The organism is Shewanella piezotolerans WP3, assembly GCF_000014885.1.
GTDB classification, from domain to species: domain Bacteria; phylum Pseudomonadota; class Gammaproteobacteria; order Enterobacterales; family Shewanellaceae; genus Shewanella; species Shewanella piezotolerans.
In genome coordinates this window covers 5,164,500-5,176,450 of record NC_011566.1, presented here as the reverse complement: position 1 = coordinate 5,176,450, position 11,951 = coordinate 5,164,500, and the positions used below count along the sequence as shown (strand labels likewise).

Sequence of the window (11,951 nt, the reverse complement as noted above, 5' to 3'; positions counted from 1 at the left end):
GATGTTATTACGTTGGGGGATCAACAGTGCCACGGCGCTTGTGCTATTGATGGGATTGTGGTGTTTGCTGCATCTGCAGAGCGCGTCACCGCCACCACAGCAAGCATTGCAGATACGGCAACTGACGACGGTTGCTTTACCTGTGCCACCACCGCCACCCAGTCAGCCTAGGCTGCAGCAAAATACCGCGGTGGATCTGCAGCTGTCAGCGGCCGCAGCGCAGGTGCAACTCGAGGTGACCTTGTTAGATGTCCCCTTGCCTGAGTTAAGCGAGCCTAGTGCGCTGAGTAATGCACCGCTAGTAGAGTCTATTCGTTTCGATACCGAGGCGTTAATGACCGCTATCACCACGTTTAGTTTAGATGAATTGGACGAGATGCCGCGCTTGTTGACGCCAATTTCAGTGCGCTTACCGAAGCCGCTACGTCAGCAGGGCGTGCGTGAAGCCCTGTTGCAGTTACATGTCATTATCCACGAGAGTGGCAAGGTGGAGCTGGTGAATGTTGAGTTGGCCGAATATCCAGAGTTAGCACTATTGGCACAACAAATTGTCAATCAAGCGCGCTTTAGTTCCCCACGGCGAGAAAGCAGCAAAGTTAAAGCCGAATTTCTTTGGCCTCTAAAGGTATCTTAATGAAATATTTGATTTTAGTAACATGTTGTCTGACGGTCCTTTTTAGTGAGGCTGCCGAAGATTTCCACTGGGATGGCGGTGAACTACAGTTCGACTTTAGCTCGATTGCTTATCAGCAACGTGAACCGAAGATCACCCAAGAAGAGTATCTACTGCTTAATGACGTTGTTGGTTTAGTGAAGCAACAACGGCAAGACGATGCTATCGCAGAGTTGAATTTGCAGCTGGTACGCAGCCCAAGTGCGGCGTTATGGTTCTCACTCGCGCAGCTGCAACAGCAGCAAGAGCAGATGGCAGCCGCGCTAGCTTCATTTCGTCACGCCATCGTCTTGTTGCCGCACTTCACCCGAGCTCACGAATCGCTAGGGCTACTGTTAACTCAGCAAGGGGATTATGATGGCGCTCGCTCGCACCTGCGCCAAGCTGCCAGCCAAGGGGCGCCAGCACAAATCTACGCCATGTTAGGTTACGGCTACTTGCAAACTCAGCAGCCACAAGCCGCCAAAGCAGCTTACAGCCATGCATTAATGCTAGCAGGAGACAACCGGCAATGGCAGCGTGGGCTACTACACGCCGCAATGGCAGCTGGCGACAGCGCGCTAGCGAACTCGCTGACCGAACAATTACTGGCAGCCAGTCCTGAGGATGCGCAGTTACATCGGCTACGGGCTAGCTTAGCGCAGCAACAACAGTTGTGGGAACAAGCAATAGCAAGTTTAGAGATAGCGCAGCAGTTACAGCCCGATGACGCGGTGCAATGGCAATTGACGCAATTGTACTTTGACCAAGGTTATTACACCTTAGCGCAGCCCCATTTACAGCAGCTATTGGAAAGCGGTATTGACGGGCGTCAGCAGCGTCTGCTCGAAGTGGCGGATTACCTGATTGGTCAGCAACAACCGCAGCAGGCTGAAGCGCTGTTGATCTCGCTTTTAAGCAACGCGTCTTTGAGTGCAAGTCAACGTAGCCACGGACTGACCAGCCAAGCACTGCTGTTGACTGATAACAACTCACAGCGTTCGCAGAGTAAACAGGTTGGGCTTCTCAACAAGGCCCTGCGCCTCGATCCGCTTAATGGTCCTGCATTGATAGCCTTAGCTAAGCGCTATGAGACGAACGAATTGGTGCAGGCCGAAACCCTCTATCGCCGCGCAGCGGCATTATCATCGGTTAGATTAGAAGCGCTGCAGCGCCATGCTCAGTTGTTACTTGAACAGCAGGCATATCACCGTGCCCAGCAATTGTTACGCCAAGCGGTGAAGCAAGCGCCTAATGATCTGCAATTACGCGACAATTTAGCGTTAGTCACTCGAATGGTACAGAGCCAAGGTTGATAGTTTTTACCAGGGTTTAGTCGATGCCTAACCCCGCCATTAGCTGCTGAAAGAGCACTTATTCCGATTAGTTAAAACACGATAGCTGGCCACTCGGTCACTATATTCTGGAGACCCCGTATGAGATTACTGCTTGCTATAACCTTAATGTTCACATCCCCCTATAGCTTTGCCATCGCAGTAGAAAATGATGCAGAAGAAACCCTGACATTCTATGAAAATGGGCAGCAATTGCTGGCAAAGGACGGTGTAATTTACATAAAGAATGATTCTGCTGTAGTCGTTGGCAGTGAAAAGAAGTTAAAGGTAGAACTAGAAGCATTAAAAGAGATTCGAATTTTAAAGGTTGTTGAAGCACTATCAAAAAATGGGGCCGAATCTTTAGAATTTAATAGGCTATACATAAGGAGGGATGACGGCAGTGAAATCATTATTGTGTATGACGACGCTGGAAACGTGATTAGGGTTTTGGATGATCAAGGGCTGGGGCGTGAAGTCTCATTGAATTACGTTGATAACAATTTAGTTAAGAGGAGTGATTCCAAACTTGGGGATCCCCTTTTTCGCTACGACTCTAATGGGTTGAAAAGTATGGAAGTTTATATTAGTCATGAGGGAGTTAACAAGGCAGTCCACCAAGATCCAAACTGGAATTCAAAACGTGATGATGAATGTGCTGACAAATGTTTCAAGGAAATCGAAGCCCAAAATCTGTTATCAATAGAGCAACAGAGGTCGTGTTTTTCTCAATGCATATTTCCAATTAATTAAAATGTATCGGCGTCTAATGGCAGTAAATTATGTCAGCCATGACAATATAATATACTTGTGACGTGGTTAAAAGAGCCTAAACGTTCGAAGAGAGTTCAAGCTGTGTACAGTAAATTAAACCCCGTAAGCAGTGTTTTCCCAAAAAAGAGTTACGTTGAATTGAATATTTGTAAGTGTAAGACGTGATTTGTATAACTTAAGGGTTAATGTTTATATTTCAGATCTTTATGATGCTGTAAAAAAAGCCCTCATATACATGAAGGCTACAGGTGATGTGGTTAAGTCTACATTTTTAAGAGTGATGTAATATAAAATGAGAGCCCCACCAATTAGTATATTGCGAGCCTTAGAAATAGTAGGCTAGGCTGATGTTGAAGCGTTTGTCCCAATCATCACCGACTTCAGGTAAACCGATATGATCGTTGTTAGCAGTTGAGAAAGTCATATTCTTACCCATAATAAAGTCTATCTGGGTGTATGTTGGACCTGCACTAATAGCAGCACCTAATACGTTCTGCATACTATTATCGTAGCTATCATCATCAACATCTGGTGTCATTAAACCGAAGTCATTGTAGAACTTGATACTGCCCCAATCCGTTGCGAGAGTTTTAGCTATATTGGCACTATAGACTTGGCCTTTCGATGCGACCTCAAATTGCCAACTAACCACTGAGATACCTATTTTATTATCGTCTGCACTATCGGCAGCATCGAACTCGTATTGCATTGCTTGTAGCTGTAGGTTCCAGCCATTAAATGTGCTATCTAAATGTGCTGCAAATGCGTATCTATCACCATTATTACCTGTTTTTGAGTTATAGATTTGACCAGCTTCTATTGAGGCTCCAACAGTCGTTGAGCCACCTTGGTGCTCCATGGTGTAGGCTTGGCGAAGGTTAACTTGGTTGGATTCCTCATTGTTGTATTCGGTGCCATTGATCGTGCCGCTGTATAAGTCAGCAGCATAGCGTTTGTTTTCGGTTGGACCGTATTCAGCACCTTTATAAAATGCCATATCGGTTTGCCAGCCATTATGTTCGTAAACAGCCTTAACACCAATGTCATGATCGTCTTCGAAACCAAGATAGTAAGGTAGTCCAAACCAATAACTATTTGAAATATATCCTAGGTTACCAAATGGCACCTTGTTTATACCAAATTGTAACTGCCAGTCAGGGTCGAAGTCGTAAAAGCCGTAGCCGAACTTGATATAATTAGTGTTAGCGGTGAAACGATAATCAGATTTTAGGCCCCAGTTACCATGTTTACCATCAAACCTTAATGAGACCATGTCAAAAGTGAAATCACCACCCTTGTCTTTTGAGCTCTCGCTATAATCTTTGTAGGCATAGTTGACACGTACACCACCATGGATATTAATACCGTCCTCCTCTTGTTCGACTGCAATCGCATTGAAGCTGCAAAGTGTTATTGCACTCGTAAGAAGTGATATATAAAAAGTCTTAATTGATTTCATGAACATATTATCCCAATGAATTCTTAATTTTTATTAACGTTTTGTTTGTTGTCGACACTTGGTTATTAGTTGGTGTTAACCTGTTTCTTTCTTTAATTAATGGTTCCTCTTTTAGTATTTAAAGTATTCCCAGAATTTTATAGGTGACATTTTTAACAAAATTAATTGGTGTTAATTGATTCGTATAATTAACACCAGGATTTACATTAACTATTTGTTGCAACTCCTTTGCTTTGAAATTTGGCAGAACTCGTGGTTTCTAATGTTAGGTCCTTAGTTTCAGGAGCCATAAATACTGATATGACTAATCCAAATAATGAGATCGCAGCACCAATTAATAAAGTTGGTGATATTCCATAATTGGCCATAAATATAGGTAATGCATAGGTAGAGACAATGGTACCGATTCGGCTAAATGACATTACCGCACCCACAGCTGATGCGCGGATCTCTGTTGGGAACAATTCATTAGGGTATAACCACTGTAATATACCTGGGCCGCCGGAGAAGAAAGCGTAAGTTGCGAATGCTCCAATTATTAACCAAATGCTGGGATCTGGTACTACTCCTAATAGTGCTAAGGAGGCGGTCATTATTCCGAAACTTCCGATCAGCAAGGGCCGACGACCTATAGAGTTGAGCCAGTACATTGCAGGAATGCAGCCAGCCATGAAAAATAGGCTAATTACAATATTACCGAGCGCTGCGTCTTTACCGTCAGTAAAACCAAGTAGCTCAATAATCTGCGGTCCAAAGGTATAAATGGCAAACATAGGGATGACTTGGCAGGTCCAGATGATGCCTATGAATAAGATGCGTTTTAAGTAAACCGGTTCAAAAAGCTTACTGTATTTGGTTTTTTCTGCAGCTTCAAAAGCGATATCAACATTAGGGCCAAAAAACTTTTCCATTGTTTCTTGGCACTCTTTTACTCTTCCCTTTTTTAATAACCATCGGGGTGACTCAGGCAGATGAAAACGACCGAGCAGAATGACTAAGCAAGGGATAATAGCGCTACCAAACATCCAGCGCCAGCCATCTTGTACATCATAAAGGAGGTAACCCACCATATTGGCTGCAGTTGCACCGACGTACCACATAGCGGCAATAAACCCCATAGTGTAAGCGCGCTTTTTAGTTGGTGAGAACTCAGCTACCATAGAGGTGGCGATAGGATAATCGGCTCCGATTACTATCCCGATTAAAAAGCGTAGGATCACCAGTTCGATAGGAGAGGATATAAACATAGTGGCAAAAGAAAGTACTGCAATGGCAATGATATCTATCATGAACATTAGCTTGCGACCGAATATGTCTGCGACATAACCGAACAGTGCTGTACCAATAAATAAACCTGCTAAGGTTGCGGCTCCCACTAACCCTATCCATTGAGCGTCTAGCTCTAGTGTTGGGGTGAGTTGTTGTAACGCTAGGCCAATGATAACCAGAACATAACCATCTAAAAAAGGACCCCCACTTCCCCACAGCATTATTTTTCTGTGTAATGGAGTAAACTCCATATCGTCGAAATTAGTTCTTGGTTTCATGCGACTTACCACCAAATAAAAAATTGAAATATAGTTTTATGATTTTTATATTCATGGAGTTAATCTCCATTTGTATGTTTTATAAACTTATAACGGATATTACTCTGTAAAAATATTTAAACGGTGATGTGAATAGTGTTTTACTACTTTTTTTAATAAAGGTTTTATATTTGTGAAGTAGCAACAAATATTTTCAATAAGGCACGCTAATAGGGCTGCGGTATATATTCAGCCCTTTTATTATTATGGTGATTAAGAAAAGGTGTTATCCGTATCTATATTCAATTCCAAAAGTTCCACGTGGATATTCCCACTTTTCCAAAATTGTTTCACCGCATAAGAATTTACAAGTTCCGCATTCTAAACACCCTGCAGAATCAAACCTTATACTTCCATCATCTTCTAGTTTATAAAGTCCAGCAGGACATGCATTAATTAACTTTCGAAATTCTTTTATATCTGGATTATTTTTTAAGATAATATGTGCATGACCTTCGTCAACATGAAATTTATTAGCACTTAGTTTCACATCAACATTAACTGCTTTACTCATATTGAGGTCACTCCTTTAATTCCATCTTTGATTAGATTCATGTAGCCCACTTCTTTACAGTGTTTCATTAGCGTTTTTCTGATCGGTTGAGATGGACTGCCATCAACGGTGAACATATTTTGCATTATGTCGGCTACCATCTTTGGGTATTGATTAAAGATGCGAGGGTTTTCCATAAATTCTGGTAGATCTTTGTATAGCTTGAGATCTTTCATAATGAAGCTATCTTCTAGTAATGTTTGATAGGAAGATAGACCTTGAGCACTAAAGTCATTTTTTTCACGTGCCATTAATATTGCTTTGGCAGCAGCTTCACCAGAGGCTATTGCTAGATCCATACCGCGGACTGTGTAACCAATGTTTAAGCAGAACCCTGCTGCATCACCAGCAATAAGTACGCCGTCATCAACTAGCTTAGGTACCATATTGATCCCTGCTTCAGGTACAACATGGCCTGAGTATTCAATGAGTTTTCCGCCTTCTATTAGTGGCTGTATCATTGCGTGGTTCTTAAAGTCTTCGAGCATTTGTGGCACAGTTTTGCTTGAGTTACCTATATCGTGTAGTCCACAAACAATACCAAGTGAAACAGAGCTTTTATTGGTATAGATGAAACCACCACCCATTAAACCGTTAGCGGGTGAGCCGGCAAATAGCCAAGCGCAACCTTCATTATCATTTAGATTAAAACGATCTTGAATAATCTGTTGAGGTAGTTCAATTAACTCTTTTGCTCCAACAGCCATAGCGTCAGCTTTTAATCGCTGAACCATACCGAGCTGTTCACCGAGTACCGGGTTCACGCCTTCGGCTAGAATGACTGATTTTGCGGCCAGTTCATCACCATCAGCTTTAACACCAATGACTTTTCCGTCTCGGGTTAAAACTTCATCAACACGGATACCGCTAATAAATTGGGCGCCAACCTCTTCGGCTTTATCCATTAACCATTGATCGAATTCACCTCTTAGCAGTGTGTAGGACTCTTCCACTGCAGTTTGTTTTCGACCGTTGTGATAGTCGAGAGTGACACCTGTATCGTCGGTTAAAAAAGTTACCTTTTCCTTGGTCACTTTCCTTTCTATTGGTGCTTCTTTAGCAAAACCTGGAATAATTCTTTCAAGGCTATGGCTATATAGACGACCACCGGTCATGTTCTTGCTTCCTGCGTAGTTGCCTCGCTCAATAACTAGAACGTCTGCACCTTCTTTGGCGAGAACGTAAGCTGCAATACAACCTGCCAGTCCTGCTCCTACGATAATAGCGTCAAATGATTCTTCTGACATATTCGTCACTCTCTACAAATGTTTGACTTGTCGCCTCATGCTCAATTAAGGTTTGAGGCGATTGGAAATTTTATTTAGGCTTTTAAAGCATGAATAAGAGCTGGCATGACTTTATTGATATCGCCAACAATGCCGTAATCCACATATTGGAAAATCGGCGCATTCTTATCTTTGTTCACTGCAAAAATAGTCTGCGAATCTAACGCGCCAACCATATGCTGAATTTGGCCTGAAATACCTAAAGCAAAGTAAATTTCTGGCTTGAGCATCACTCCTGACACACCGATATAGCGCTCACGTTCCATCCACTTTTCAGTTTCAGCAATTGGACGAGAACAACCTAGTTCCGCTCCCATCAAACCACTGAGTTCATCTGCAATTTGTAGGTTTTCTTTACTACCAATACCGCTACCTACACCAATCACGCGCTTTGCTTTACCAAGATCAACACTTTGACCTTGTTTAGCACGGCGCTCTACGCATTTAATGGCTGAGGCAGGCTCTACAAAGGCCACATTTATGGCCTCACCTGTGTGACTAGCGTCTGCAACAGGTGCTTCATAGATACCACTGCTTAAGGTGATAATAGCGACTTGGCTGTTAATCTTTTCTTCGGCCACAGCCAAGCCGCCATATGCCATGTGCTTAGCACGTATGCCATCTTCAAGATTGATTTCAATAGCGTCGTTAACAACGCCTGCAGTTAATTGCGCTCCTAACTTACTGGCAAGCGCTTTACCGCGCTTAGTGGGGGCTAATAGCATTAGGCTATTTTCGCTATTAGCGGCAATAACCTGAGCCATAGAGGTGCTGTAATCTTCAGTGATTCTTTGGCTTACTTTATCGCCTAAGTAGTACACATGAGTCGCACCAAGAGAGAATGCTGCGTCGATGTCTGATTCTGTTCCAACTACAAATGCTGATACTTTTTCGCCTAACGCTACACCAGCAGCGATCACTTCAGGTAAACGGGAAGCGATATCGCTAAATACCCAAATATTAGATAGTTTGCTCATCATTTATCCTTAATTAGTTAAGTGCTTTACGTAAGTGTTCTGCGAACTCAGCGATCTGCTGCTCGTCATCACCATCGATAACAATATTCTGTCGCGCCTTTTGTTTCGGTGCGATAACTGAAATGAGTTCAACTAATGCTGGTTGCTCTGCAAGCTCAAGATCTGCAGCTGCTAGATTAGTCACTGGTTTTTTTGCTGCGGCGAGAATTGTTTTCATCGACGGAATGGTAGGTTCATTGATATCGGCTGACACAGAGATAACTGCTGGAAGGGGAATTTCTAGCACTTCTACTTCATCGTCTAGTGAGCGTTCCACCGTCAATTTACTTGGTTCAGCTGCTATAATTTTGCTTACTGCATTGATACTGGGGACACTTAGTAGTTCTCCTAGCTGTAAACCAACTTGCTGCGCATATAGGTCGCCAGAACCATCACCACAGATGATTAGGTCAAAACCGATATTTTGTGCTGCAGCCATTAATATTCTTGCCGTTTGATGTGGTAATAGTTGTTCGAACCTCTCATCGACAACGACTGTTAAATCATCAGGACCACGTGAAAGAATATCTTTACGTGCTTTAGGGTTATCTAGTGCTCTACCGCCGACACTCATTGCGGTGATATTGCTACTATCTACAAAACCTTTAACCTGAACACCTGCTTCTACCGCGCATAGGTCAAATGGATTAATTTTAGGTGCTGCCTTGTGGGTATCTAAATTGCCATCAGCAGTTACTGCGATATCTTGCTCTTCAGGCACTAGTTTGTAACACGTAATAATTTTCATTATTTCTCCCGTTAAAATACTAAATACTTATAAACCTAATAGTGAATATGTAGATGAGTCATCATAATAAAACTAGCTATATATTTGTTTTAATACATTACCAATTGAAGGTGCTCATTATTAATTGTATCTACTCGACCTACTTATCTATAGGTGCTTGGTTTGGTCGAGATTGTTATTAGGTTTTAAGTGTTTTTTATTGTCGTGTTGTAAGTTGGAATAATTATATTGCGATTATTCAAAATGCTAATGTTATGTTCGTCACACTTATTAATGGATAGATTTTAGTCTTTCTAACAGCTGTATTAGTTACTCTAATATAGTTTAATAAATGTGTTTTTAAGTATAGTTAATAGTCCTATTAGCTTGGCTAATGCAAGGGGGAGTCGGTCTAATAAAGTTATTAGCTAAGCTTAGAAAAGGTGCTTAAGTTATTCTAATATACTTATTAGAATTATAGTTATTTGAAGTTTTAGTATTTTTCATATCGGATTACATTCAGTTGTTTAGATGTTTTTTTTATTGGGATGTTTTGGTTGCACTAATTAAGTTGTTGTTTTTAATGTTTTTATATTAACGCCCATTGTTTTTTTCTTTATTAGTGCTTGCTTGGTTGTATAGCTTTTTAGCTAGTGTAATTTTCATTGTTTGTTAGCTGTAGTTGGCGTATTTACATCATTGTATTTCTATTTTAAATGAACGTGATAACGATCACTGTATACCAAAATGTTGGCTGTCATTATTCCTACGCAAATCAACGGAGTTGTTATTGATTAATTGTTTTGTGGTTTTTATAAATGATTGGCTTTGTTGTTTGGTGATTGGTTGTATTCCCTGGTTATAATTCTACTTTATTTGTTTTGTAGTCAGAGATTTAAATAATTCGATAAATACTCAGTATAAAACTTTAACTATTATCCTCCTAAAACAGAGAGGGAGAAGTATTGATATGAACGATAAAACGATGGATGTAAATGCCAAGGTAGGGAAGAAAAAGGTCACGATTGATCCTATTATATTTTTTCCTTCATTAATTGCAGTAATCATACTTTCTTATTTTACCGTAAAAGATTTGGATGCCGCTAATTTGGTGATTAAAGAAGTGTTCCACTACTTGACTCACTCATGGGGGTGGGCATTTGAGTGGTATATGATTTTCATGGGAGCGGGTTGGGCTTGGTTAACTTGGGGTCCCTATTCTAAAAATCGCTTGGGTCAGGAGAAGCCCGAGTTTAGTACAGGGAGCTGGATCTTCTTGATGTTTGCTTCTTGTACTTCAGCAGCAGTGCTGTTCTGGGGGTCGTTAGAAGTCTACTACTACGTGACGTATCCGCCTTTCGAGCTTGAATCCTTATCGGTTCCTGCTAAAGAACTTGGTCTGGCGTACAGTTTATTTCACTGGGGACCACTTCCTTGGATGGGTTATGGTTTCTTTACTGTCGCGTTGGGCTACTTCCTATTCGTTAAGAAAATGGATGTTGTACGCCCAAGCGGCACCTTAGAGCCGATTCTAGGTAAACACCACAAAGGCTTCATTGGTATTTTTATCGATAACGTGTATGTGGTTGCATTGATCCTTGCTATGGGTACTAGCTTAGGCTTGGCGACTCCATTAGTGACTGAATGTATTCAATGGTTGTTTGGTATTCCGCGAACCCCAGAAGTTGACACCATTGTTATCTCTTCATGGATTATTTTCAATGCTATCTGTGTTGCTTTTGGTTTAACTAAGGGGGTGAAGATTGCCAGTGACTTACGTAGTTACCTCAGCATTATCATGTTGGTGTGGGTGTTTCTTATCGGTGCTACGAGCTTTACGGTTAACTACTTCACCGAATCAGTGGGTGTGATGCTAGATCTACTTCCACGTATGTTGTTCTACACAGCAGCCGTAAGTGAAGGCAGCTTCCCGCAAGATTGGACTGTATTCTACTGGGCTTGGTGGGTCGTATATGGCATTCAGATGTGTATCTTCCTCGCTAAGATCTCTCGTGGTCGTACGGTACGCGAACTTTGTTTGACTATGGTTGCCGGCCTGACTGCATCTACCTGGTTTCTTTGGACCATCCTCGGCAGTAACACCATGAACTTGATGAATGAAAATCTCGTTAACATGCCGCTACTTATTGAACAGTATGGGGCTGCTAGAGCCATCATCGAGACCTGGGCCGCACTACCATTTAGTACCATCACTATGTGGGGGTTCTTCATTTTATGCTTCCTTGCAACAGTGACCTTAGTCAATGCCTGTTCCTACACCTTAGCAATGTCTACATGTAAAGGGGCTGATGCTGATAACGAACCACCAATTTGGGTACGTGTTGGTTGGTCAATCCTAGTCGGTGTGATTGGTATTGTTCTGCTATCACTTGGTGGTCTGAAACCGCTACAAACAGCAATTATTGCTGGTGGTGCGCCGCTGATTATCGTCAATGTCATGATCATTATCTCTTTCTTAAAAGATGCGCGTAAAAACAATTGGAAACCTGTGGATGAAAAGGCCTAGCCACACCTTGGGTTTAATAGATGAAATGTAGAGGATT

The 11,951-nt window shown here is 42.0% G+C and carries 10 protein-coding genes; 4 read left to right on the top strand and 6 right to left on the bottom strand.

Features of this window, described 5'->3' with window-relative positions; translation table 11 throughout:
- Position 1: 1 nt before the first annotated feature.
- The 3 genes from SWP_RS21910 (at position 2) to SWP_RS21900 (ending at position 2,739) form a co-directional block, all read left to right on the top strand.
- Positions 2 to 634: a hypothetical protein gene (locus tag SWP_RS21910; RefSeq protein WP_044556182.1), complete on the top strand. Its 633-nt coding sequence runs from the start codon at positions 2 to 4 to the stop codon at positions 632 to 634.
- Positions 634 to 1,968: a tetratricopeptide repeat protein gene (locus tag SWP_RS21905; protein WP_020914894.1), complete on the top strand. Its 1,335-nt coding sequence runs from the start codon at positions 634 to 636 to the stop codon at positions 1,966 to 1,968. Before SWP_RS21910 ends, SWP_RS21905 begins: the two co-directional genes overlap by 1 nt.
- Before the next feature lie 120 nt (positions 1,969 to 2,088).
- Entirely contained in the window at positions 2,089 to 2,739 is a 651-nt protein-coding gene (locus tag SWP_RS21900) for a hypothetical protein (protein WP_020914893.1), read from the top strand.
- Between the two features lie 346 nt (positions 2,740 to 3,085).
- On the opposite strand, the gene SWP_RS21895 is transcribed toward SWP_RS21900, so the two are convergent.
- From SWP_RS21895 to SWP_RS21870, 6 genes are all read right to left on the bottom strand, one after another.
- Positions 3,086 to 4,225 carry a hypothetical protein gene (locus SWP_RS21895; RefSeq protein ID WP_044556181.1) on the bottom strand — a complete coding sequence of 380 codons (1,140 nt, stop codon included), beginning with the start codon at positions 4,223 to 4,225 and terminating at the stop codon, positions 3,086 to 3,088.
- Positions 4,226 to 4,425: 200 nt separating this feature from the next.
- Positions 4,426 to 5,766, bottom strand: a complete 1,341-nt coding sequence (locus SWP_RS21890) for an MFS transporter (RefSeq protein ID WP_044556180.1) — start codon at positions 5,764 to 5,766, stop codon at positions 4,426 to 4,428.
- Positions 5,767 to 6,031: 265 nt separating this feature from the next.
- Positions 6,032 to 6,319, bottom strand: a complete 288-nt coding sequence (locus tag SWP_RS21885; protein ID WP_044556179.1) for a ferredoxin family protein — start codon at positions 6,317 to 6,319, stop codon at positions 6,032 to 6,034.
- Complete coding sequence (gene fixC, locus SWP_RS21880) at positions 6,316 to 7,605, bottom strand: FAD-dependent oxidoreductase FixC (protein ID WP_020914888.1); 1,290 nt, start codon at positions 7,603 to 7,605, stop codon at positions 6,316 to 6,318. Before fixC ends, SWP_RS21885 begins: the two co-directional genes overlap by 4 nt.
- Positions 7,606 to 7,679: 74 nt before the next feature.
- Complete coding sequence (locus SWP_RS21875; protein WP_228371091.1) at positions 7,680 to 8,624, bottom strand: FAD-binding protein; 945 nt, start codon at positions 8,622 to 8,624, stop codon at positions 7,680 to 7,682.
- 10 nt (positions 8,625 to 8,634) lie between these two features.
- Positions 8,635 to 9,408: an electron transfer flavoprotein FixA gene (locus SWP_RS21870; RefSeq protein ID WP_020914886.1), complete on the bottom strand. Its 774-nt coding sequence runs from the start codon at positions 9,406 to 9,408 to the stop codon at positions 8,635 to 8,637.
- Between the two features lie 949 nt (positions 9,409 to 10,357).
- Between SWP_RS21870 and caiT the strand changes: the two genes are divergently transcribed.
- The gene (caiT, locus tag SWP_RS21865) at positions 10,358 to 11,914 is read left to right on the top strand and encodes an L-carnitine/gamma-butyrobetaine antiporter (RefSeq protein WP_020914885.1); all 1,557 of its coding nucleotides are present in this window, start codon (positions 10,358 to 10,360) and stop codon (positions 11,912 to 11,914) included.
- Positions 11,915 to 11,951 lie beyond the last annotated feature (37 nt).

What these genes read in the sequence shown, in the direction of transcription:
- caiT (WP_020914885.1), top strand. Translation starts at nt 10,358, where the DNA reads ATGAACGATAAAACGATGGATGTAAATGCCAAGGTAGGGAAGAAAAAG.
- SWP_RS21890 (WP_044556180.1), bottom strand. Translation starts at nt 5,766, where the DNA reads ATGAAACCAAGAACTAATTTCGACGATATGGAGTTTACTCCATTACAC.
- SWP_RS21875 (WP_228371091.1), bottom strand. Translation starts at nt 8,624, where the DNA reads ATGATGAGCAAACTATCTAATATTTGGGTATTTAGCGATATCGCTTCC.
- fixC (WP_020914888.1), bottom strand. Translation starts at nt 7,605, where the DNA reads ATGTCAGAAGAATCATTTGACGCTATTATCGTAGGAGCAGGACTGGCA.
- SWP_RS21885 (WP_044556179.1), bottom strand. Translation starts at nt 6,319, where the DNA reads ATGAGTAAAGCAGTTAATGTTGATGTGAAACTAAGTGCTAATAAATTT.
- SWP_RS21895 (WP_044556181.1), bottom strand. Translation starts at nt 4,225, where the DNA reads ATGTTCATGAAATCAATTAAGACTTTTTATATATCACTTCTTACGAGT.
- SWP_RS21900 (WP_020914893.1), top strand. Translation starts at nt 2,089, where the DNA reads ATGAGATTACTGCTTGCTATAACCTTAATGTTCACATCCCCCTATAGC.
- SWP_RS21905 (WP_020914894.1), top strand. Translation starts at nt 634, where the DNA reads ATGAAATATTTGATTTTAGTAACATGTTGTCTGACGGTCCTTTTTAGT.
- SWP_RS21870 (WP_020914886.1), bottom strand. Translation starts at nt 9,408, where the DNA reads ATGAAAATTATTACGTGTTACAAACTAGTGCCTGAAGAGCAAGATATC.
- SWP_RS21910 (WP_044556182.1), top strand. Translation starts at nt 2, where the DNA reads ATGTTATTACGTTGGGGGATCAACAGTGCCACGGCGCTTGTGCTATTG.